The 21,530-nt window shown below is 63.9% G+C and carries 31 protein-coding genes; all 31 read right to left on the reverse strand.

What is annotated here, in order from left to right; genetic code table 11:
• Nucleotides 1-172 precede the first annotated feature (172 nt).
• The 31 genes from rplQ to rpoC all read right to left on the reverse strand — a co-directional run bounded on the left by rplQ (nucleotide 173) and on the right by rpoC (nucleotide 21,476).
• Nucleotides 173-598 (reverse strand): 50S ribosomal protein L17, encoded by a 426-nt coding sequence (gene rplQ, locus HLH36_RS02865; protein WP_182985003.1) that lies wholly within the window; start codon nucleotides 596-598, stop codon nucleotides 173-175.
• A gap of 24 nt (nucleotides 599-622) precedes the next feature.
• Nucleotides 623-1,642 (reverse strand): DNA-directed RNA polymerase subunit alpha, encoded by a 1,020-nt coding sequence (locus HLH36_RS02870; protein ID WP_114727510.1) that lies wholly within the window; start codon nucleotides 1,640-1,642, stop codon nucleotides 623-625.
• A gap of 120 nt (nucleotides 1,643-1,762) precedes the next feature.
• A complete protein-coding gene (gene rpsK / locus HLH36_RS02875) occupies nucleotides 1,763-2,155 on the reverse strand; it encodes a 30S ribosomal protein S11 (protein ID WP_182966076.1) in 393 nt (130 codons plus the stop codon).
• 105 nt (nucleotides 2,156-2,260) lie between these two features.
• Nucleotides 2,261-2,638 (reverse strand): 30S ribosomal protein S13, encoded by a 378-nt coding sequence (gene rpsM, locus HLH36_RS02880; protein ID WP_114727509.1) that lies wholly within the window; start codon nucleotides 2,636-2,638, stop codon nucleotides 2,261-2,263.
• A gap of 226 nt (nucleotides 2,639-2,864) precedes the next feature.
• The gene (locus HLH36_RS02885; RefSeq protein ID WP_182985004.1) at nucleotides 2,865-3,524 is read right to left on the reverse strand and encodes an adenylate kinase; all 660 of its coding nucleotides are present in this window, start codon (nucleotides 3,522-3,524) and stop codon (nucleotides 2,865-2,867) included.
• Nucleotides 3,521-4,867 (reverse strand): preprotein translocase subunit SecY, encoded by a 1,347-nt coding sequence (secY, locus tag HLH36_RS02890; protein WP_182977371.1) that lies wholly within the window; start codon nucleotides 4,865-4,867, stop codon nucleotides 3,521-3,523. The genes HLH36_RS02885 and secY overlap by 4 nt, the downstream gene beginning before the upstream one ends.
• Before the next feature lie 181 nt (nucleotides 4,868-5,048).
• The gene (gene rplO, locus HLH36_RS02895) at nucleotides 5,049-5,537 is read right to left on the reverse strand and encodes a 50S ribosomal protein L15 (RefSeq protein ID WP_182977372.1); all 489 of its coding nucleotides are present in this window, start codon (nucleotides 5,535-5,537) and stop codon (nucleotides 5,049-5,051) included.
• 1 nt (nucleotide 5,538) lies between these two features.
• On the reverse strand, nucleotides 5,539-5,724 hold the full coding sequence (rpmD, locus tag HLH36_RS02900; protein WP_114727505.1) for a 50S ribosomal protein L30: 186 nt from the start codon (nucleotides 5,722-5,724) through the stop codon (nucleotides 5,539-5,541).
• Nucleotides 5,717-6,295, reverse strand: coding sequence for a 30S ribosomal protein S5 (gene rpsE, locus HLH36_RS02905; RefSeq protein WP_182977373.1), 579 nt, complete (start codon nucleotides 6,293-6,295; stop codon nucleotides 5,717-5,719). Before rpsE ends, rpmD begins: the two co-directional genes overlap by 8 nt.
• Nucleotides 6,296-6,310: 15 nt before the next feature.
• Nucleotides 6,311-6,673 carry a 50S ribosomal protein L18 gene (gene rplR, locus HLH36_RS02910; RefSeq protein WP_114727503.1) on the reverse strand — a complete coding sequence of 121 codons (363 nt, stop codon included), beginning with the start codon at nucleotides 6,671-6,673 and terminating at the stop codon, nucleotides 6,311-6,313.
• Nucleotides 6,673-7,206: a 50S ribosomal protein L6 gene (rplF, locus tag HLH36_RS02915; RefSeq protein WP_182977374.1), complete on the reverse strand. Its 534-nt coding sequence runs from the start codon at nucleotides 7,204-7,206 to the stop codon at nucleotides 6,673-6,675. The genes rplR and rplF overlap by 1 nt, the downstream gene beginning before the upstream one ends.
• Nucleotides 7,207-7,216: 10 nt before the next feature.
• Nucleotides 7,217-7,615 (reverse strand): 30S ribosomal protein S8, encoded by a 399-nt coding sequence (gene rpsH, locus HLH36_RS02920; RefSeq protein WP_182949557.1) that lies wholly within the window; start codon nucleotides 7,613-7,615, stop codon nucleotides 7,217-7,219.
• A gap of 12 nt (nucleotides 7,616-7,627) precedes the next feature.
• Nucleotides 7,628-7,933, reverse strand: a complete 306-nt coding sequence (rpsN, locus tag HLH36_RS02925; protein ID WP_114727500.1) for a 30S ribosomal protein S14 — start codon at nucleotides 7,931-7,933, stop codon at nucleotides 7,628-7,630.
• Nucleotides 7,934-8,037: 104 nt separating this feature from the next.
• A complete protein-coding gene (rplE, locus tag HLH36_RS02930; RefSeq protein ID WP_182985005.1) occupies nucleotides 8,038-8,607 on the reverse strand; it encodes a 50S ribosomal protein L5 in 570 nt (189 codons plus the stop codon).
• Nucleotides 8,608-8,617: 10 nt separating this feature from the next.
• Nucleotides 8,618-8,938: a 50S ribosomal protein L24 gene (gene rplX / locus HLH36_RS02935; RefSeq protein ID WP_182966062.1), complete on the reverse strand. Its 321-nt coding sequence runs from the start codon at nucleotides 8,936-8,938 to the stop codon at nucleotides 8,618-8,620.
• Nucleotides 8,938-9,306, reverse strand: a complete 369-nt coding sequence (gene rplN / locus HLH36_RS02940) for a 50S ribosomal protein L14 (RefSeq protein ID WP_042059420.1) — start codon at nucleotides 9,304-9,306, stop codon at nucleotides 8,938-8,940. Before rplN ends, rplX begins: the two co-directional genes overlap by 1 nt.
• 14 nt (nucleotides 9,307-9,320) lie before the next feature.
• On the reverse strand, nucleotides 9,321-9,599 hold the full coding sequence (gene rpsQ / locus HLH36_RS02945) for a 30S ribosomal protein S17 (RefSeq protein WP_182985006.1): 279 nt from the start codon (nucleotides 9,597-9,599) through the stop codon (nucleotides 9,321-9,323).
• A gap of 13 nt (nucleotides 9,600-9,612) precedes the next feature.
• The gene (rpmC, locus tag HLH36_RS02950; protein ID WP_114727496.1) at nucleotides 9,613-9,852 is read right to left on the reverse strand and encodes a 50S ribosomal protein L29; all 240 of its coding nucleotides are present in this window, start codon (nucleotides 9,850-9,852) and stop codon (nucleotides 9,613-9,615) included.
• 3 nt (nucleotides 9,853-9,855) lie between these two features.
• On the reverse strand, nucleotides 9,856-10,272 hold the full coding sequence (gene rplP / locus HLH36_RS02955) for a 50S ribosomal protein L16 (protein WP_114727495.1): 417 nt from the start codon (nucleotides 10,270-10,272) through the stop codon (nucleotides 9,856-9,858).
• Nucleotides 10,273-10,328: 56 nt separating this feature from the next.
• Nucleotides 10,329-11,006, reverse strand: a complete 678-nt coding sequence (gene rpsC, locus HLH36_RS02960) for a 30S ribosomal protein S3 (protein WP_182966057.1) — start codon at nucleotides 11,004-11,006, stop codon at nucleotides 10,329-10,331.
• A 3-nt stretch (nucleotides 11,007-11,009) separates the two neighbouring features.
• Nucleotides 11,010-11,414, reverse strand: coding sequence for a 50S ribosomal protein L22 (gene rplV, locus HLH36_RS02965; RefSeq protein ID WP_114727493.1), 405 nt, complete (start codon nucleotides 11,412-11,414; stop codon nucleotides 11,010-11,012).
• A 1-nt stretch (nucleotide 11,415) separates the two neighbouring features.
• Entirely contained in the window at nucleotides 11,416-11,694 is a 279-nt protein-coding gene (gene rpsS / locus HLH36_RS02970; RefSeq protein ID WP_176638763.1) for a 30S ribosomal protein S19, read from the reverse strand.
• 12 nt (nucleotides 11,695-11,706) lie between these two features.
• Nucleotides 11,707-12,537 carry a 50S ribosomal protein L2 gene (gene rplB, locus HLH36_RS02975; RefSeq protein ID WP_182966055.1) on the reverse strand — a complete coding sequence of 277 codons (831 nt, stop codon included), beginning with the start codon at nucleotides 12,535-12,537 and terminating at the stop codon, nucleotides 11,707-11,709.
• A gap of 16 nt (nucleotides 12,538-12,553) precedes the next feature.
• Nucleotides 12,554-12,850 (reverse strand): 50S ribosomal protein L23, encoded by a 297-nt coding sequence (locus tag HLH36_RS02980; RefSeq protein ID WP_174787951.1) that lies wholly within the window; start codon nucleotides 12,848-12,850, stop codon nucleotides 12,554-12,556.
• Nucleotides 12,851-12,885: 35 nt separating this feature from the next.
• Nucleotides 12,886-13,500, reverse strand: coding sequence for a 50S ribosomal protein L4 (rplD, locus tag HLH36_RS02985; RefSeq protein WP_182966053.1), 615 nt, complete (start codon nucleotides 13,498-13,500; stop codon nucleotides 12,886-12,888).
• 12 nt (nucleotides 13,501-13,512) lie between these two features.
• Nucleotides 13,513-14,196 carry a 50S ribosomal protein L3 gene (gene rplC, locus HLH36_RS02990; protein ID WP_182985007.1) on the reverse strand — a complete coding sequence of 228 codons (684 nt, stop codon included), beginning with the start codon at nucleotides 14,194-14,196 and terminating at the stop codon, nucleotides 13,513-13,515.
• A 10-nt stretch (nucleotides 14,197-14,206) separates the two neighbouring features.
• A complete protein-coding gene (gene rpsJ, locus HLH36_RS02995) occupies nucleotides 14,207-14,515 on the reverse strand; it encodes a 30S ribosomal protein S10 (RefSeq protein WP_007282720.1) in 309 nt (102 codons plus the stop codon).
• 108 nt (nucleotides 14,516-14,623) lie between these two features.
• Nucleotides 14,624-15,814 carry an elongation factor Tu gene (tuf, locus tag HLH36_RS03000; RefSeq protein ID WP_182985008.1) on the reverse strand — a complete coding sequence of 397 codons (1,191 nt, stop codon included), beginning with the start codon at nucleotides 15,812-15,814 and terminating at the stop codon, nucleotides 14,624-14,626.
• Between the two features lie 94 nt (nucleotides 15,815-15,908).
• Nucleotides 15,909-16,385 (reverse strand): 30S ribosomal protein S7, encoded by a 477-nt coding sequence (gene rpsG, locus HLH36_RS03005; protein ID WP_182985009.1) that lies wholly within the window; start codon nucleotides 16,383-16,385, stop codon nucleotides 15,909-15,911.
• A gap of 15 nt (nucleotides 16,386-16,400) precedes the next feature.
• On the reverse strand, nucleotides 16,401-16,772 hold the full coding sequence (gene rpsL / locus HLH36_RS03010) for a 30S ribosomal protein S12 (protein ID WP_003621118.1): 372 nt from the start codon (nucleotides 16,770-16,772) through the stop codon (nucleotides 16,401-16,403).
• Between the two features lie 516 nt (nucleotides 16,773-17,288).
• Nucleotides 17,289-21,476 carry a DNA-directed RNA polymerase subunit beta' gene (rpoC, locus tag HLH36_RS03015; protein WP_182985010.1) on the reverse strand — a complete coding sequence of 1,396 codons (4,188 nt, stop codon included), beginning with the start codon at nucleotides 21,474-21,476 and terminating at the stop codon, nucleotides 17,289-17,291.
• Nucleotides 21,477-21,530: the final 54 nt, after the last annotated feature.

Below are 21,530 nucleotides of genomic sequence, written 5' to 3' on the forward strand. Positions count from 1 at the left end.
GGCTCATTATCCCTGTGGAGACAATTTATTTTCGCTGTCCAGCCGCCCGGTTTGAGGCTCCGTAAGGCATGCGCTCATGTCCGACAGGAAACTGTCCGCCTGTCCGATCCGTTCAGACATAAAAAAACCCGGCCGGGAGGCCGGGTCTTTTCATCAAGCCGGGGCGCTGAACTTACGCCGCCAGCCCTTCGTCCGAAACGACTTCCGGACGCGGGCCGCTATCCTGGCCCTTGGCGGACACATCGCGGTCCACCAGTTCGATCACCGCCATGTCGGCAGCGTCGCCATGACGGATACCCGCGCGGAGAACGCGAGTATAGCCACCATTGCGGGCCTTGTAGCGATCCGCCACGGCCGCGAACAGCTTGGAGACGATCACGTCGTCACGGAGCTGCGCATAAGCCTGACGGCGGGCGTGCAGATCGCCGCGCTTGCCGAGCGTGATCAGCTTCTCGACCACCGGGCGAAGTTCCTTCGCCTTGGGCAGAGTCGTGGTGATCTGCTCGTGCTTGATCAGCGCGACAGCCATGTTGCGGAACATGGCGGCGCGATGGGTGGAGGTAACGCCGAGCTTCCGGCCGGCAACACCGTGACGCATGATAAAGTCTTCCTGTCTTTCCGGTCAGAAGGGCTCGTCGAGCCTCTTGGCCAGGTCTTCGATATTTTCCGGCGGCCAGGCCGGGACGTTCATACCAAGGGACAGCCCCATCGAGGTCAGGACTTCCTTGATTTCGTTCAGGGACTTGCGGCCGAAATTCGGCGTCCGCAGCATCTCCTGCTCGGTCTTCTGCACCAGATCGCCAATATAGACGATATTGTCGTTCTTCAGGCAGTTGGCACTGCGGACCGACAGTTCCAGTTCGTCGACCTTGCGCAGCAGGTTCCGATTGAACGGCAGATCGTCCTGCGGCTCTTCGGTCCGGACCGGGCGCGGCTCGTCGAAATTGATGAACAACTGCAGCTGATCCTGCAGGATTCGAGCGGCCAGGGCCACCGCATCCTCGGGCGTCACCGCGCCATTCGTCTCGACCGTCAACAGAAGCCGGTCATAGTCGGTCACCTGGCCCACGCGGGTCGGCTCGACCTTGTAGGACACGCGCTGCACGGGCGAGTAGATGGCATCCACCGGAATCAGGCCGATCGGCGCGTCCTCGGGGCGGTTCGCCGCCGCGGGAACATAGCCCTTGCCGAGATTGACGGTGAATTCCATCCCGAACTTCACGCCCTCGTCGAGGGTGCAGATCACGAGATCGGGGTTCATCACCTCGATATCGTGGCCGGTCTGGATCTGGCCCGCCCGCACTTCGCCCGGTCCGGTGGCCGTCAGCACCATGCGCTTCGGGCCCTCGCCATGCATCCGCAGCGCGAGCTGCTTGATGTTCAGCACGATGTCCGTCACGTCCTCACGGACGCCGGCTACCGACGAGAACTCATGCAGCACGCCGTCGATCTGGATCGCCGTCACCGCCGCCCCCTGCAAGGAGGACAGCAGCACGCGCCGGATGGCATTGCCGAGCGTCATGCCGAAGCCACGCTCGAGGGGTTCCGCCACCACAGTCGCTGTGCGCAACGGCTGCCCGCCCGGCTCGACTTCCAGCTTCTCCGGCTTGATCAGAGATTGCCAGTTTTTCTGGAGGACCAAGGTGATGGCCTTTCAAAACTGATCTGCACCAAGGCAGATAGCACCCGTACGAACGGGTGCCGGATGACACTCAACCCCGCCGACGCAAGGGCCGGCGGGAAACGAATCCGAGCCTGACGATCAGACGCGACGACGCTTGCGCGGACGGCAGCCGTTATGCGGAACCGGCGTCATGTCGCGGATCGAGGTGATCGCGAAACCGACCGCCTGCAGCGCGCGCAGCGCGCTCTCGCGCCCCGAACCCGGACCCGACACTTCGATCTCCAGCGTCTCCATGCCGTGCTCGCGCGCCTTGCGGCCTGCGTCCTCGGCCGCGACCTGCGCCGCGTACGGGGTGGATTTGCGCGAGCCCTTGAAGCCCTGGGCACCGGCGGAAGACCACGCGATCGCGTTGCCCTGGGCATCGGAGATCGTGATCATCGTGTTGTTGAAGGTGGAGAGCACATGCGCCACCCCCGAGATAATGTTCTTCCGCTCTTTCTTCCGAATACGCGGAGCAGCAGCCTTCGCCATAGTCTTCCTGGTCCTGTCTGTTCATCAACGCGAGCCGCGCCGGATGCCCCTGGAAAATCGTAACCGGGGGCACCCCACACTGGCCGCGAATGCGGCTGGAGCCGCTTAGCGGGTAGCCTTCTTCTTACCGGCGATCGCCACCGCCTTACCCTTGCGGGTACGGGCGTTGGTGTGCGTCCGCTGGCCACGAACCGGCAGACCGCGACGGTGACGCAGGCCACGGTAGCAACCCAGGTCCATCAGACGCTTGATGTTCATCGCCACTTCGCGACGCAGATCGCCTTCGACCCGATATTCGCTGTCGATCAGCTCACGGATCTTCAGGATCTCGTCGTCCGACAGCTCGTTCACCCGGCGCTCGGCCGGAATCTCGAGCTGCTGGCAGATCTGCTCGGCCTTGGTCGGGCCGATGCCATAAATATAACGCAGGCCAATCGTCACCCGCTTGTTGGTTGGGATGTTCACGCCGGCAATACGCGCCACGCCACTTACTCCTCGTCCGCCCGCGTCACTCGGGCCCTTAAGATCGTCGCCGGGGCTTTTCCACACCACCGGCTAGCCGGAGCGTCGTGAACGTGCCGGCACCGCCGGTCAACCCCATCATCAATCGGATTCGTGATCTCTGCTCTTCGTGCCAGCAGGACACGGGAGCCGATACCTTGAGGGCGCGCAATATACCTGCGCGCCCTTGAGAGTCAATGAATAACGATCACTTCTTCGTGATGCCATCCATGATTTTGAAGACCTGTTCCGTCACCGTGTCGATGTCGGCCATGCCGTCCACCGGGTACAGGCGGCCTTCGGCCTCGTAATACGGCAGGATAGGCGCTGTCTGCTCCCGATAGGCCGCCAGCCGCGCCGCCACGGTCTCCCGCCGGTCATCTTCGCGGCGGACGAAATCATGCCCACCGCAGACGTCGCAGGTACCTTCGACCTTCGGCTTCTTGAACAGGTCGTTATAGCCGGCCCCGCAGGTCCCGCAGGTAAAGCGGCCCGCGATCCGATCCGCCAGCGCGTTTTCGTCGACTTCGAGAAAAAGCACGACGTCGATTCGCGCCCCGCGCCGCTTGAGCATCGAATCCAGCGCCGCCGCCTGCCCCGCCGTACGGGGGAATCCATCCAGGATGAATCCCTTGGCGCAATCGGGCTGCGCGATCCGCGATTCGAGCATCGCGATGATCACATCATCGGGAACAAGCTGTCCCGAGTCCATCAGCGCCTTCGCTTCCTTCCCGATCGGAGTCCCAGCCGCGACCTCGGCCCGCAGCATGTCTCCGGTCGAGATCTGGGCGATCCCGTAGCGTGCCTCCAGCCGCTTGGACTGGGTTCCCTTGCCGGCCCCCGGGGGGCCAAGAAATATGACGTTCACCGTCCTCTGCCTTTCCCACGCGCCCGCCGCATCAGCCCCTGGTACTGGTGAGCCACCAGGTGGGACTGGATCTGCGTCACGGTGTCGATGGTCACCGACACGATAATGATCAAGCTGGTCCCGCCGAAATAGAACGGCACGTTATAGTGACTGATCAGGACCTGCGGCAGCAGACACACCGCCACCAGATAGGCAGCGCCGATGGTCGTCAGTCGTGTCAGGATCCGGTCGAAATAAGCCGCCGTATTCGCACCCGGCCGGATGCCCGGGATGAAGCCACCCTGCTTGCGCAGATTGTCGGCCGTCTCCTGCGGGTTGAACGTCACAGCCGCATAGAAATACGAAAAGAAAACGATCATGGCGGCATAGAACAGCATGTAGAGCGGCTGCCCCTGCCCCAGTTCCTGCCCCAGGAACGAAAGCCATCCAGGCATCGACGCGCTGTTCATGAACCCCGCGATCGTCACGGGAATCAGCAGCACCGAGGATGCGAAGATCGGCGGAATCACACCGGCGGTATTCACCTTCAGCGGCATATGGGTCGAGTCGCCGCCATAGATGCGCTGGCCGACCTGCCGCTTGGGATACTGGATCACCACACGGCGCTGCGCCTGCTCCATGAAGACGATGAAGGCGATGGTCACCGCCGCCAGCACCAGGAACACCAGCACGAAGAACGGCGACAGCGCGCCCGTATAGCCAAGCTGGAACAGGCTCGCCAATGCATGCGGCAGGTTGGCGACGATACCGGCGAAGATGATCAGCGAAATGCCGTTGCCCACCCCGCGCGAGGTAATCTGCTCGCCCAGCCACATCAGGAACATCGTGCCGCCCAGCAGCGTCACCACGCAGGAGACGATGAAGAACAGGCCGGGCGCGATTACCGCCGAACCGGCGGCGCTGTGCATGTTCTCCAGCCCCACGGCGATGCCATAGGCCTGGAACAGCGCGATCAGCACCGTCAGGTAGCGTGTATATTCATTGAGCTTGCGCCGCCCCTGCTCGCCTTCCTTCTTCAGGTTTTCAAGCGAGGGAATCGCCGAGGACATCAACTGCACGATGATCGATGCACTGATATACGGCATGATGTTCAGGGCGAAGACGGTCATGCGACCGAGCGCGCCGCCGGTGAACATGTCGAACATTCCCAGGATACCGCCCTGGTGCTGCGCCAGAAGCTGGCCCATGACCGTCGCGTCGACGCCGGGAACTGGAATGTAGGTCCCCAGGCGGTAGACGATCAGCGCCCCCAGGGTGAACCAGATTCGTTTCTTCAGTTCCGTCGCGTTGGCGAAGGAGCTGAAATTCAGATTGGCAGCCAGCTGCTCGGCCGCGGAGGCCATGCGCCCGTCCCTTTCAACAACAACAGCGTCACCGCACGAAACGGGACGCTGTCATGACACATCTGCAAAGACTGTAAGGCGTCACCTTGCGTCAGCGCAAGAGACAACGCCGGCAGAACACATCCTGTCGGATGGCGCCGGCCCGGGATGGCATGGCAGGCACGCCATCCCGGAACCGTCATCAAGCCGAAGCCGCGGCCTCGTCCTGCGCACCGGCGACCCGGACGGTCCCGCCGGCCTTCTCGACCGCCGCGATCGCGGTGGCGGAGGCGCCGGAGACTTCGATGGTCACGGCGCGGGCAAGCTCGCCCTTCGCCAGCAGGCGGACGCCGGCGAACTTGCCGGAGCCGACCAGGCCGGCCGCGCGCAGAACATCCTCGGTCACAGTCGCACCGGCATCGATCTTGCCGGCCTCGATCGCCTGGTCCAGCGCGCCCAGATTCACCGGGGCGAAGACCTTGCGGAAGATGTTCTTGAAGCCGCGCTTCGGCAGACGGCGATACAGCGGCAGCTGACCACCCTCGAAGCCGTTGAGGGACACACCCTCACGCGCCTTCTGGCCCTTCACGCCCTTACCCGACGTCTTGCCCTTGCCGGACCCGATGCCGCGACCCAGACGCTTCTTGCGGTAACGCGAGCCCGCGTTATCGCGCAGTTCGTTGAGGTTCATCTCAATCCTCCACCTTCACGAGGTGGGCCACCTTGGTGATCATGCCGCGAACCGAAGGTGTATCCTCCAGTTCCCGCGTGCGGCCGATCTTGTTCAGGCCCAGCCCGACCAGCGTCGCCTGCTGGCCCGGCTTGCGGCCGTTGCCCGATGCCACCTGCGTGACGCGGACGGTCTTGCCTTCAGACATCAGCGCTCACCTCCGCGGCACCAGCCACCTCGCGGCGACCCAGGATGTCGGACACCTTCTTGCCGCGACGGTTGGCAACCGAACGCGGGCTGGCGCAACGCTCCAGCGCGGCGAAGGTCGCCTTGACCATGTTGTGCGGGTTGCGGGTTCCGAGCGACTTGGCCACCACGTCGTTGATGCCCAGGCTCTCGAACACGGCGCGCATCGGACCACCGGCGATGATACCCGTGCCGGCGTCAGCCGAACGAAGCACCACCTTGCCAGCGCCGAAATGACCGGTCACGTCATGATGGAGGGTACGGCCCTCCTTCATCGGAACGCGGATCATCGCGCGCTTGGCCCGATCGGTCGCCTTGCGGATCGCCTCCGGCACCTCGCGGGCCTTGCCGGCACCGAAGCCGACACGACCCTTCTGGTCACCCACCACGACCAGCGCGGCAAAGGCGAAGCGACGGCCGCCTTTTACGACCTTCGCAACGCGGTTGATCGTGACCAGCTTGTCGACGAGATCGTCGCCCTCGCGCTCACGCTCGCGGCCACCCCGGCCGCCTTCTCTCGGTTCACGTGCCATTGCGTGCCCCTTTCCTCAGAAGGCGAGACCACCCTCGCGGGCAGCCTCCGCCAGGGCCTTGATACGCCCATGATACAGATACGAACCGCGGTCGAAAACGACCTGCGTCACACCGGCCGCCACCGCGCGCTCGGCAACCAGCTTGCCAACCGCCGTCGCCGCGTCGGAATCGGCACCGGTCTTCAGCTGCTCGCGCAGCGCCTTGTCCAGGCTCGAAGCGGCGGCAAGGGTACGCCCGGCGGCATCGTCGATGACCTGGGCGTAGATGTTCTTGCCTGACCGGAACACCGACAGGCGCGGACGCCCGCCGCCCTTGCGGCGAAGCTGGAAGCGCAGACGCTGACGCCGACGCTCCCGCAGATCCTGCTGCGTGCTCATTACTTCTTCTTGCCTTCCTTGCGACGGATGGTCTCGGTGTCGTAGCGGACACCCTTGCCCTTGTAAGGCTCGGGCTTGCGGAAGCTGCGGATATCCAGCGCAACCTGACCGACCCGCTGCTTGTCCACGCCCTCGACCACGATGGCGGTCGGACGCGGCGTCGAGATCTTGATGCCCGGCGGAATCGCATAGACGATGTCATGCGAATAACCGAGGTTCATGACCAGGTTGCTGCCCTGCACGGCGGCGCGATAGCCGGTGCCGGTCACTTCCAGAGTCTTGGAGAAGCCCTCGGACACGCCCTTGACCATGCTGGCCACCAGCGCGCGCGTCGTGCCCCACATCATACGGGCCTGCGCGGCGCTGCCGACCGGACGGACCGCGACCTTGTTGTCGGCGATCTCGGTTTCGACATGCGAAGACAGCGGCAGCTTCAGCTCGCCCAGCTTGCCCTTGGCCACGAACACGCCATCGACGATCGAAACCTGGACGCCCGACGGAATCTCGACGGGATATTTGCCTACACGCGACATGTATCCCTCCTCAGAACACGCGGCAGAGGACCTCGCCGCCAACATTGGCAGCGCGGGCTTCCGCATCGGACAGGACGCCACGCGGCGTCGACAGGATCGACACGCCGAGGCCGGCATAGACCCGCGGCAGTTCCTTGATCTTCGAGTAGACCCGGCGGCCCGGCTTGGACACGCGGTGGATCTCCTTGATGACCGGCTCGCCATCCAGGTATTTCAGCTCGATGCGCAGCTGGGCAATGCCCTTGCGCACCTCTTCCTGGGCGTAACCACGGATATAGCCCTCGCGGCGCAGGGCCTCGAGAACATTGGCGCGCAGCTTGGAAGCCGGCGCGACACAGGCCGCATGACGCGCGCGCTGCGCGTTGCGGATCCGGGTGAGCATATCACCCAACGGATCAGAAAGTGACATCGTTCCCTGCCCTTACCAGCTCGACTTGACCATGCCAGGGATCTGGCCACTGGAAGCCAGATCGCGCAGTGCGATACGGCAGAGTTCGAACTTCCTGTAATTGGCGCGCGAACGCCCGGTCAGCTTGCACCGCAGACGCACGCGAACGCGCGAACCATTGCGGGGAAGCTCTGCGAGTTTCAGAGTTGCCTCGAACCTGTCCTCGACCGGAAGCGTCCGGTCCATGACGATGTTCTTGAGCGCAATCCGCTTAGCCTTGTCCCGGGTTGCCATGCGCTGACGCTTGGCATTCCGGTTAACGGCGGAGATCTTGGCCATGCCTTGTTCTACCCTCCGGAACCTGTCGGGCCATCCCGACGGTTTTCCAAACAACGTGTCTAATAGGTCTTCTGACCTCTGGGCGGAAGCCCCAATCGCCGCGATTAAGCAGCGAAGGGCAGATCAAACGCCTTCAGAAGAGCCTTCGCTTCCGCATCGGTCTTCGCACTGGTGACGAAGATGATGTCCATGCCACGGATATCGTCGACCTTGTCGTACTCGATTTCCGGGAAGACGATCTGTTCCTTCAGCCCCATGGCGAAATTGCCGTGGCCGTCGAACCCCTTGTTGCCGGGCAGGCCGCGGAAATCGCGGACGCGCGGCAGCGTGATGGTCACCAGACGGTCGAGGAATTCGTACATCTGGGCGCGGCGCAGGGTCACCTTGCAGCCGATCGGCAGGCTCGCACGGATCTTGAAGCCGGCGATCGCCTTCTTGGCGACCGTCTTGACCGGCTTCTGTCCAGCGATCAGCGTCAGCTCGGCAACGGCGGCGTCCAGCTTCTTCTGGTCGCCCGCGGCCTCACCGACACCCATGTTGATGACGATCTTCTCGAGATGCGGAACCTGCATCACGTTCTTGTAGCCGAACTCTTCGCGCAGCTTCGCGCGCAGCTCGTCCTGATAACGCTTCTGCAGACGCGGCACCGAGCGGGTGGCTTGTACTTCAGACATCCACGCCTCCTCAGCCTTCGATGACTTCGCCGGTCGCCTTGGCGACGCGGACCTTGCGGCCGTCTTCCAGCACACGGAAACCGACACGCGTCGGCTTGCCGCTCTTGGGATCGACCAGCTTCAGGTTCGACAGGTGGATCGGCATCTCCTTCTCGATGATGCCCCCCTGCTCACCCATGCGGTTCGGGCGCGTGTGGCGCTTGGCCACCGCGGCACCGCGCACCACGGCCTTGTTGTCACCGGGCAGAACCGACAGCACCTCGCCCCGGACGCCCTTGGACGAGCCGGTGGTGACGACGACCTGGTCGCCCTTCCTGATACGCGCGGCCATTACAGCACCTCCGGCGCCAGCGAGATGATCTTCATGAACTTGCGCGCACGCAGCTCACGCACGACCGGCCCGAAGATGCGGGTGCCGATCGGCTCCTGCTGCTTGTTGATCAGGACGGCCGCGTTCCGGTCGAAGCGGATGGCACTGCCATCGGGACGACGCACGGGGTACGAGGTGCGCACGATCACCGCCTGGTGAACGTCGCCCTTCTTGACCTTGCCGCGCGGGATCGCTTCCTTGACGGACACGACGATCACGTCGCCGACCGAGGCAGTCTTCCGCTTGGAACCGCCCAGCACCTTGATGCACTGCACCTGACGCGCGCCCGAATTATCGGCGACGTCCAGGTTGGTCTCGGGATGGATCATAACCTATGCCCTTCTTACGCCTGCGCGCCGGACTCGACGCCGGCGGCGCCCAGCGGGGCACCGTTACGGACGATCACGGTCCAGGTCTTGCGCTTGGAGATCGGCTTGCATTCCTCAATGCGCACCGTGTCACCAACCTTGCACTCGTTCAGCTCATCATGCGCCGCATACTTCTTCGAGCGGCGGATGAACTTCTTATACAGCGGGTGGATGACGCGACGATCGACAAGGACGGTCACCGTCTTGTCCATCTTGTCGCTGGTCACCCGTCCGCTCAGGACGCGCCTCGGCATCGCCCGTCTCCCTTCAGGACTTCGCAGCCGACGCGTTCGCGCCGGCTGCACTCTTCTTCAACGCCTCGGACGCAATCGTCTTCAGACGGGCGATCTCACGACGCACCGTGCGAACACGCGCCTGTCCCTCATTCTGGCCGGTCGCGCGCTGGAACCGCAGGTTGAACTGCTCGCGCTTCAGGTCAATGAGAAGCGCCTCCAGTTCTTCCGCGGTCTTGGCACGCAGATCGGCCGGCTTCGTTGCCTTTGCCATATCTCACGCCTCTCCGATGCGGGTCACGAACTTGGTCTTGATCGGCAGCTTCGCAGCGCCCAGCGCCAGCGCTTCACGCGCCAGTTCCGGCGAAACGCCTTCGATCTCGAACAGGATACGACCCGGTTTCACACGGGCCACCCAATATTCCGGCGACCCCTTGCCGGAGCCCATACGCACTTCGGCGGGCTTTGTCGAGACCGGAAGATCGGGGAAGATCCGAATCCAGACGCGACCGGCACGCTTCATCGCACGGGTGATGGCCCGGCGGGAGGCCTCGATCTGCCGGGCGGTGACCCGCTCCGGCTCCAGGGCCTTCAGGCCGAACGCACCGAAATTCAGTGTCGTTCCGCCCTTCGCCAGCCCATGAATGCGGCCCTTGTGGGCTTTGCGGTACTTTGTCCGCTTGGGAGAAAGCATTGTTCTAAATCCTCACGCGCCGCCTGGCGCCGTTCTAGATCCTTAGGTCCCGCGTCTTAGCGCTGCGGGGCCTGCTCGGCGGCGCGACGATCCTGCGCCAGCGGGTCCTGGGCGAGGATCTCACCCTTGAAGATCCAGACCTTCACACCGCAGGTGCCGTAGGTGGTCTTCGCCGTGGCCACGCCATAATCGATGTCCGCGCGCAGCGTGTGCAGCGGCACCCGCCCCTCGCGATACCACTCGATACGCGCGATCTCGGCGCCACCCAGACGGCCGGAGCAGTTGATCCGGATACCCTGGGCGCCCAGACGCATCGCCGACTGCACGGCGCGCTTCATGGCGCGGCGGAAGGCCACGCGGCGCTCCAGCTGCTGGGCAATGTTTTCGGCCACCAGCGTCGCGTCGATCTCAGGCTTGCGGATCTCGACGATGTTCAGCGCAACGTCGGTCTTCGCCATACGGGTCAGATCCTTGCGCAGGACGTCGATATCCTGGCCCTTCTTGCCGATCACGACACCCGGACGGGCGGCATAGATCGTCACGCGGGGCTTCTTCGCCGGACGCTCGATCACCACGCGCGACACGCCGGCGCCCGACAGCTTGCGGCGCAGGTGCGAACGCAGCTTCAGGTCGTCATGCAGCAGGCGCGAATAGTCCGCGCCGGCATACCAGCGGCTGTCCCAGGTGCGGTTGATGCCGAGCCGCAGCCCGATCGGATTGACTTTATGTCCCATGGATCAGGCCGCCTTCTGCTCGGTTGTCTCAGCCTCGGCCGAACGCTCGGCCACGACGATCTTCAGATGGCTGAAGAACTTCTCGATCCGCGAAGAACGGCCACGGCCACGCGCATGGAAGCGGCGCATGACGATCGACTTGCCAACCTCGGCCCGCACGACCACCAGCTGGTCGACGTCCAACTGGTGATTGTTCTCGGCGTTCGCGATCGCGCTCTGCAGGGTCTTCTTGACATCCTGCGCGATGCGACGCTTCGAGAACGTCAGCGTCGCCACGGCCTGCGCCGCCGGCTTGTTGCGAATCAGCGCTGCGACCAGGTTCAGCTTGCGCGGGCTCACGCGGATGTTCCGCGTGACGGCCTGCGCCTCGGTTTCCGCGAGCGTGCGCGGATGCTTCGGCTTGCTCATATCAGCCCCGCTTCGCCTTCTTGTCCGAGGCGTGACCCGTGAAGGTCCGCGTCGGCGAGAACTCGCCGAACTTATGCCCCACCATGTTTTCCGACACCTGCACGGGCAGGAACTTGTGCCCGTTATAGACGCCGAACGTCAGACCGACGAACTGCGGCAGGATTGTCGAGCGACGCGACCAGATCTTGATCACTTCGTTACGGCCCGACGCGCGCGACGCATCGGCTTTGTTCAGCAGATACCCGTCCACGAACGGGCCCTTCCAGACGGAACGTGCCATCTTCTTTGCCCCTTACTTACCGGTCTTCCGGCGACGGATAATCAGACTGTCCGTACGCTTGTTAACCCTGGTCTTGTAACCCTTGGTCGGCTTGCCCCACGGCGTGACCGGATGACGGCCGCCCGACGTGCGGCCTTCGCCACCACCATGCGGATGGTCGACCGGGTTCATCACGACGCCGCGGTTATGCGGACGACGACCCAGCCAGCGGCCGCGACCGGCCTTGCCCATATGCTGGTTCATGTTGTCCGGGTTGGACACCGCGCCGACCGTCGCCATGCACTCGCCGCGCACGACGCGCAGCTCGCCCGACTGCAGCTTGATCTGCGCATAGCCGGCATCCTTGCCGACCAGCTGCGCATAGGTCCCGGCCGAACGGGCCAGCTTCCCGCCGGCGCCAGGCTTCAGCTCGAGATTATGCACGATCGTGCCGACCGGAATGGCCGACAGCGGCATCGCGTTGCCCGGCTTGATGTCGACGCGCGCGCCGGCAACCACCTGATCGCCCACCTTCAGGCGCTGCGGCGCCAGGATGTAGGCCAGCTCGCCGTCCTCGTACTTCACCAGCGCGATGAAGGCGGTGCGGTTCGGGTCGTATTCCAGACGCTCGACCGTGCCGACCACATCGAACTTGCGCCGCTTGAAGTCGACGAAACGATAGGACTGCTTGTGGCCGCCACCGATGAAGCGCGAGGTGATGCGCCCATGGTTGTTGCGTCCGCCGGACTTGTTCTTGCCTTCGGTCAGCGCCTTGACAGGCTTGCCCTTCCACAGCTCCTTGCGGTCGATCAGGACCGTGTTGCGCAGGCTGGGGGTGACCGGATTAAAGTGCTTCAGTGCCATGTCTTGCTACCCCGCGTCAGACCAGCTTCGCGGTCAGGTCGATGGACTGACCCTCGGCAAGCTGCACAAACGCCTTCTTCACATCGGAACGCTGGCCCGGGCGACCCTTGAAGCGCTTCGTCTTGCCCTTCTGGACAAGCGTGTTCACGCCCAGGACCTTCACGCCGAACAGCCCCTCGACCGCGACCTTGATCTCCGGCTTCGTGGCGTCGATCGCGACCTTGAAGACCACCTGGTTCTTCTCGGACAGCGCGGTCGCCTTCTCGGTGATCAGCGGCGCACGAACGATGTCGTACATCGTCTCACGCGACATGCGCTCCGCCTTCTTGCGGATTGCGAGCACGTTGGTCATGCCAGGCGCTCCTTCAGGCCTTCGACGCCGGCGCGGGTGATCGCGAGCACGTCGTGGTTGAGGATGTCGTAGACGTTCGCGCCAACCGTGGGCAGCACGTCGATCTTCGGCAGGTTGCGGGTGGCGCGACCGAAATTCTCCTCGACCGTCGCATCGACGATCAGGGCGGACTTCCAGCCCAGCGCCTGGACCTTGGCGGCCAGTTCAGCCGTGCGGCCCGACGACGTGGCGGCGTCCAGCACCACCAGCTTGCCTTCGGCGGCCTTCTGCGACAGCGCGGAAATCAGGCCCAGACGACGCACCTTCTTGGGCAGGTCGTAGCCATGATCGCGCACGACCGGCCCATGCACGGCGCCACCGGTGCGGTACTGCGGCGCACGCAGCGAGCCCTGGCGGGCGCTACCCGTGCCCTTCTGGCGGTACGGCTTCTTGGTCGTGCCGGAGACTTCGCCCATCCCCTTGACCTTGTGCGTGCCGGCGCGGCGCTTGGCCAGCTGCCAGTGCACCACACGCGCCATGATATCGGCCCGCGGCGTCACCCCGAAAATCTCGTCCGGAAGCACGGCCGTGCCGGCGCTCCCGTTGTCGAGGGTTTTGATCTCGTAATCCATTGCCCTCTATCCTCAGCCCGCAGCCTCAACCAGGGCCGCCGGATACGGCGCCTCGGCATGACGGGCTTTCTTGATCGCATCACGAACCAGCACCAGCTCGTTCTTGGCGCCGGGCACGGAGCCGCGGACCAGGAGCAGGTTCTTCTCGGCATCCACCGCCGCCACCTCGAGATTGAGGGTGGTCACGCGCTCGGAGCCCAGGTGGCCGGCCATCTTCTTGTTCTTGAAGGTCTTGCCCGGATCCTGGCGGTTACCCGTCGAACCATGCGAACGATGGCTGATGGACACGCCGTGTGAGGCCTCGAGACCCGCGAAGTTCCAGCGCTTCATGGCGCCGGCAAAGCCCTTGCCCTTGCTGGTGGCGGTCACGTCGACCTTCTGCCCCACCACGAAATGGGCGGCGGAGAGGGTAGCGCCAGCTTCCAGCACGGCATCGTCCGCAACGCGGAACTCAACCAGCTTCTTCTTGGGTTCGACCTTCACGCGGGCAAAATGGCCGCGGTTCGGCTTGGAGACGTTCTTCACCTTGGCATTGCCGAGCCCGAGCTGCACGGCGGTATAGCCGTCGCGTTCCTGGGTACGGACATCCACCACCTGCACATTGTCGATATGCAGGACGGTGACAGGCACATGGGTGCCGTCTTCCTTAAACAGCCGGGTCATGCCCAGCTTCTTTGCGATCAATCCGGTGCGCATCGTCTGGACCTTAGAGTTTAATCTCGACATCCACGCCAGCGGCGAGGTCGAGCTTCATGAGAGCGTCCACGGTCTGCGGGGTCGGCTCGACAATGTCGAGCAGCCGGCGATGAGTCCGAATCTCGAACTGCTCGCGGCTTTTCTTGTCCACGTGGGGAGAGCGGTTCACGGTGAACCGTTCGATATGCGTCGGCAGCGGGATAGGACCCCGAACCCGCGCACCCGTACGCTTCGCCGTATTGACGATCTCTTTGGTGCTGTTGTCGAGCACCCGATGATCGTACGCCTTCAGGCGAATGCGGATGTTCTGGTTGTCCATCGTCTATTCAGTCCAACTTCAATGGTTCGGGGGAACCCGAGCCGCCAAAGGAGACCCCGGCCGGATTGCTCCGGCCGGGGCGCCTCCAGTTCTGGTTAAGAACCCCGATCAGGCCGTGATCGAGGCCACCACGCCGGCGCCGACGGTGCGGCCGCCTTCGCGAATGGCGAAACGCAGACCTTCGTCCATCGCGATCGGGGCGATCAGCTCGACATCCATCGCGACGTTGTCACCCGGCATGACCATTTCCGTGCCCTCGGGCAGGTGAACGACACCCGTCACGTCGGTGGTGCGGAAATAGAACTGCGGGCGATAGTTGGTGAAGAACGGCGTGTGACGGCCACCCTCTTCCTTCGTGAGGATGTACGCCTCGGCCTTGAACTTCGTGTGCGGGGTGATCGAACCCGGCTTGGCCAGAACCTGGCCGCGCTCGACGTCTTCACGCTTCGTGCCACGGACCAGCGCACCGATATTGTCACCGGCCTCGCCGCGATCCAGCAGCTTGCGGAACATTTCGACGCCCGTCACCGTCGTCTTCTGCGTCGCACGCAGGCCGACGATTTCGATTTCGTCACCGACATTCACCACGCCACGCTCGACACGGCCGGTCACCACGGTGCCGCGACCCGAGATCGAGAACACGTCTTCGATCGGCATCAGGAACGGACGGTCGACCGGACGCTCCGGCTGCGGGATGTAGGCATCGACGGCGTCCATCAGGTCGCGCACGCGGTTCTCGCCGACCTCCGGGTCGCCATCTTCCAGGGTGACCAGAGCCGAACCCTTGACGATGGGGATATCATCGCCCGGGAACTGGTAGGCCGACAGAAGCTCGCGCACTTCCATCTCGACCAGCTCCAGCAGTTCCGGATCGTCGACCTGGTCAACCTTGTTCAGGAACACGACCAGCGCCGGAACGCCGACCTGACGCGCCAGCAGGATGTGCTCGCGGGTCTGCGGCATCGGGCCGTCGGCAGCCGAAACCACCAGGATGGCGCCGTCCATCTGCGCCGCACCCGTGATCATGTTCTTCACGTAGTCGGCGTGGCCGGGGCAGTCGACGTGCGCGTAGTGGCGCTTCGCGGTCTCGTACTCGACATGGGCGGTCGAGATCGTGATGCCACGGGCGCGCTCTTCCGGCGCCGCATCGATCTGGTCATACGCCTTGAAGGTGGCGCCGCCGGTCTTCGCCAGCGTCTTGGTGATCGCGGCGGTCAGCGACGTCTTGCCATGGTCGACGTGACCGATCGTGCCGATATTGCAGTGCGGCTTCGTCCGCTCGAATTTAGCCTTTGCCATCGTCTATCTCCGTTACCTCGACCCTCGGGCCGGGAGTCGGGTTGAAATGTTCCTAACCGGAAGCGTGCCGGTCTTTAGACCGGAGCAGCGCCTCTTACCAGCGGTAATGACTGAACGCCTTGTTGGCCTCGGCCATGCGATGCGTGTCTTCACGCTTCTTGACGGCGGCCCCGCGATTGTTGACCGCATCCAGAAGTTCGTTGGACAGACGCTCCTGCATGGTGTTCTCGCCACGCTTGCGCGAGGCGTCGATCAGCCAGCGGATCGCAAGCGCCTGACGACGCTCCGTGCGCACTTCGACGGGCACCTGATAGGTGGCACCACCGACGCGACGCGAACGGACCTCGACGGCCGGCTTCACGTTGTCCAGCGCGCTGTGGAACATCACAACCGGATCGGCAGCCGCGCCACCACGGCGACGCAGCACCTCAAGCGCACCATAGACGATGCCTTCGGCGGTGGACTTCTTGCCGTCGTACATGAGCGCATTCATGAAGCGCGTGATGACGACGTCACCAAATTTCGGATCGGGAAGAATCTCGCGCTTCACGGCGCGATGACGGCGACTCATGCCTGGTTATTCCTTTTACTTCGGACGCTTCGCGCCATAGAGCGAGCGACGCTGACGACGCTTGGCGATACCCTGGGTATCCAGAACGCCACGCAGGATGTGGTAACGCACGCCCGGAAGATCCTTGACGCGGCCACCACGGATCAGAACCACGCTATGCTCCTGCAGGTTGTGGCCTTCACCGGGGATGTAGCTGACGACCTCATAGCCGTTCGTCAGACGCACCTTCGCAACCTTACGCAGAGCCGAGTTCGGCTTCTTCGGTGTAGTCGTGTAGACGCGGGTGCAGACACCGCGCTTCTGCGGGCAACCCTGCAGAGCAGGCACCTTGTTGCGCTTGGCTGCGGGCTCGCGGCCTTTGGCGATCAGCTGGTTGATGGTCGGCATACGCCTTTCCCGATCCTTACAAATTTCGGCCGGCCAACCGCGTCTTAGGTTGCCGACTGTCGTTCACAACAAAATCCCACCGAATGAGGATCATTCGCCTGGGCATCATATTTACATCCGGCCTTGGCGACCCTTCCGGATCACGGCGCCGCATGCCTGCATGCTGCATTCGACGGCCAACGACGTCATGCGAGACGGGGCTAGCCGAGGGCGCGGAACCTACGAAGCCCCTGCCCCTGAGTCAAGTATTACCTCGGGATTCGCGGCCGATTCCCGCCGAATTATCTCGTCGGGCCGGCGATGGCCGGCATGCAGTCACGGCAGGCCCGCCGTCGCACCATCATCACGCATCCCGATCGTGCCAATCATCCGATTCGGCACGATCCGGTGAGCCATCAGATACAGGAGCACGCTCCCATATGAAAGGGGCCGGGTGTTGCCACCCGGCCCCTTCATCACCCCGCATCGTCACGCCCGCGCCAGACGCCCCCTGAGAGGCGCCCGGCCAGAGGCCGCTCAGCCGGCCTTGGTGACCACCGGACGGCCCTGCGCCAGGCGCTGGCGGTCCTGCCCCGCCGCGATCGCCCGCAGCTTGTTCATCACACTGCCCGTGCCCGCCGGGATCAGGCGCCCGACGATCACGTTCTCCTTCAGGCCGTTCAGCGTGTCGCGCTTGCCGGCCGTCGCCGCCTCGGTCAGGACACGAGTCGTCTCCTGGAACGAAGCCGCCGAGATGAAGGACTGGGTCTGCAGCGAGGCCTTGGTAATGCCCTGGAGCACGGGCATGGCCGCAGCCGGGCGCTCGCCCATGTTCAGGCGCTTCGTGTTCTCGGTCTCGAACTCGATCCGGTCCACCGTCTCGCCGATCAGGTAGGTCGTGTCGCCGGGTTCGAGGATCTCGACCTTCTGCAGCATCTGGCGAACGATCACCTCGATGTGCTTGTCGTTGATCTTCACGCCCTGCAGTCGATAGACGTCCTGGATCTCGTTCACCAGATAGTCCGACAGCGCCTCGACACCCAGCACCTTCAGGATGTCATGCGGCACGCGCGGACCGTCGACCAGCGGATCGCCCACGCGGACGAAATCGCCTTCCTGGACCGAGACATGCTTGCCCTTCGGGATCAGGTAGTCGGTCTCTTCGCCCGTCTCGTCGTTCTTCACGATGATCCGGCGCTTGGCCTTGTAATCCTTGCCAAACTCGACGCGGCCATCGGTCTCGGAAATGATCGCATGGTCCTTCGGACGCCGCGCCTCGAACAGTTCGGCGACGCGGGGCAGACCACCCGTGATGTCACGGGTCTTCGAGCCTTCGCGCGGGATACGGGCCAGCACGTCACCGGCGCTGACCTGCGCGCCGTTTTCGACCGACAGCAGCGAATCGGGCGAGAGGAAGTAGCGTGCATCGTTGCCGTTGGACAGCTTGATGACGTGACCGTTCGCATCCTTCAGCTGCAGGCGCGGACGCAGGTCCACCCCCTTGGCCGCCTGCTTGTAGTCGACGACCACCTTCGAGGTCAGGCCGGTCACTTCGTCCATCCGCTCGACGAGCGTGATGGAATCGATCAGGTCCAGATACTCGACCGTTCCCGACTGCTCGGTGATGATCGGCAGGGTGTACGGGTCCCACTCGGCCAGCTTCTGGGCACGCGTGACCGAAGCCCCCTCATCCACCAGCAGGCGCGCGCCGTAAGGCACGCGGAAGCGGGCGCGTTCGACCCCCTTCTCGTCCGTCAGCACGATCTCGCAGTTACGCGACATCACGATCGGCACGTTCTGGCTGTTATGGACGACGTTGCGGTTGTTGATCGTCACATGCCCGTCACGCGACGCCTCGACCATCGACTGCTCGGCGCCACGCTGCGCCGCACCGCCGATATGGAAGGTACGCATGGTCAGCTGGGTGCCCGGCTCGCCGATCGACTGGGCGGCGATCACGCCGACCGCTTCGCCGATATTGACCGGCGTGCCGCGCGCCAGGTCGCGGCCGTAGCACAGGCCACAGACGCCGACCCGGCTCTCGCAGGTCAGGACCGAACGGATGAGCATGCTTTCCACGCCCGCCTTCTCGATCTTCTCGGCCAGGGCCTCGTCGATCAGCAGGTCGCGCTTGACCAGGACCTCGCCCGTGGCCGGGTCCAGCACGTCCGCCGCAACCGTACGGCCCAGGATCCGCTCGGACAGCGAGGAGACGACCTCGCCGCCATCCATCACCGCACGCACCGTCAGGCCGCGCTCCGAGCCACAATCCTCCTCGACGATGATGCAGTCCTGCGCCACGTCGACCAGACGGCGGGTCAGGTAACCCGAGTTCGCGGTCTTCAGCGCGGTATCCGCCAGCCCCTTGCGGGCGCCGTGGGTCGAGGTGAAGTAATCGAGAACCGACAGGCCTTCCTTGAAGTTGGCGATGATCGGCTGCTCGATGATCTCGCCCGACGGCTTGGCCATCAGGCCGCGCATGCCGGCCAGCTGCTTCATCTGCGCCGGCGACCCACGGGCACCGGAGTGGCTCATCATCCACACCGAGTTCGTGACCTTGCCGACCTCCTGGCGCGAGATCTCCTTCATCATCGCGGCCTGCACCTCGTCGGTGCAGCGCGACCAGGCGTCGACCACCTTGTTGTAGCGCTCGCCAGCGGTGATCAGGCCGTCCTGATACTGCTGCTCGAACTCCTTCACCTCGGTGGCGGTCCGCTCGACCAGGCCCTTCTTCTCGTTCGGGATGATCATGTCATCCTTGCCGAACGAGATGCCGGCCTTCGCCGCGTGACGGAAGCCCAGCCCCATCATCCGGTCGCAGAAGATCACCGCTTCCTTCTGGCCGCAGTGGCGATAGACCGCGTCGATCACGTCCGACACGTTCTTCTTCGTCAACTGCTTGTTGATCAGCGAGAAGGGAATCGCCGCATGGCGCGGAAGGATCTGCGCGATCAGCATACGGCCCGGCGTGGTGATGACGGTCTGGCGCACCGGCTTGCCGTCGGCGTCGACCGTCTCGAAACGCGCCACGATCTTGTCATGCAGCTTGATGGCGCCGGCCGACAGGGCGTACTCCACCTCGCCGACCGTGGCGAAGGACGACGCGCCCTGCACCGTGATCCGGCCTTCGGCATCGTATTCGTTGCGGTCGGGCGTAACGAGGAATTCAGGCGTCTCGAGGCTGAGATAGTACAGCCCCAGCACGATGTCCTGCGACGGCACGATGATCGGCTTGCCGTTGGCGGGGCTGAGGATGTTGTTGGTCGACATCATCAGCACGCGCGCTTCCAGCTGCGCCTCGAGGCTCAGCGGGACGTGCACGGCCATCTGGTCACCGTCGAAATCCGCGTTGAAGGCGGTGCAGACCAGCGGATGAAGCTGGATCGCCTTGCCTTCGATCAGCACCGGCTCGAACGCCTGGATGCCCAGGCGATGCAGCGTCGGCGCGCGGTTCAGCATCACCGGATGCTCGCGGATCACCTCTTCGAGGATGTCCCACACCTCGGGACGCTCCTTCTCCACCATCCGCTTCGCGGCCTTGATGGTGGTGGCATGACCGTATTTTTCGAGCTTCGAGTAGATGAACGGCTTGAACAGCTCCAGCGCCATCTTCTTGGGCAGGCCGCACTGATGCAGCTTCAGTTCCGGCCCGACCACGATCACCGAACGGCCCGAATAATCGACGCGCTTGCCCAGCAGGTTCTGGCGGAAGCGGCCCTGCTTGCCCTTCAGCATGTCGGACAGCGACTTCAGCGGCCGCTTGTTGGCGCCCGTGATCGCACGTCCCCGACGACCGTTGTCGAACAGCGCATCGACCGATTCCTGCAGCATGCGCTTTTCGTTGCGGACGATGATGTCCGGCGCGCGCAGCTCGATCAGCCGCTTCAGGCGGTTGTTACGGTTGATGACGCGGCGGTACAGGTCGTTCAGGTCGGACGTGGCGAATCGGCCGCCATCCAGCGGGACCAGCGGACGCAGCTCCGGCGGGATGACCGGGATCAGGTCCATGATCATCCATTCGGGGCGCGAATCGCTGTCCGCGAACGCCTCGATCAGCTTCAGCCGCTTGACCAGCTTCTTGCGCTTGGCCTCGGACGTCGTGTCCTTCAGCTCCTGGCGCAGCCGGTCCTTGTCGGCGCGGCAGTCGATTCGCTCCAGGACCTTCTTGATGGCCTCGGCGCCGATTCCGACCTCGATTCCTTCCTCGCCATGCTCGTCCATGACGTCGAGATACTGGTCTTCGGTCAGCAGGCTGTACTGCTTCAGCGGCGAGGTGCCGGGCTCCAGCACCACGTAGCTTTCGAAATACAGGATCTTTTCCAGATCCTTCAGCGTCATGTCGACCATCAGGCCGATACGGCTGGGCAGCGACTTCAGGAACCAGATATGCGCGACCGGGCTGGCCAACTCGATATGGCCCATCCGTTCGCGGCGGACCTTGGCCAGCGTGACCTCAACGCCGCACTTCTCGCAGATGATGCCGCGGAACTTCATGCGCTTGTACTTGCCGCACAGGCACTCGTAGTCCTTGATCGGCCCGAAGATGCGCGCGCAGAACAGGCCGTCGCGCTCGGGCTTGAAGGTCCGGTAGTTGATGGTCTCGGGCTTCTTGATCTCGCCGTACGACCAGGACCGGATCTGCTCGGACGAGGCGAGCTGGATCTTGATCTGGTCGAAGACCATGGTCTGGCCAGTCTGGCCCAGGATCTTCATGAGTTCGTTCATGCGCCGCAAACCCCCTGGGGGAAATGAATGGCTGCGCCCCCCAGGGCCGCAACC

This window comes from Gluconacetobacter aggeris (assembly GCF_014174395.1).
In the GTDB taxonomy this organism is placed as follows: Bacteria; Pseudomonadota; Alphaproteobacteria; order Acetobacterales; family Acetobacteraceae; genus Gluconacetobacter; species Gluconacetobacter aggeris.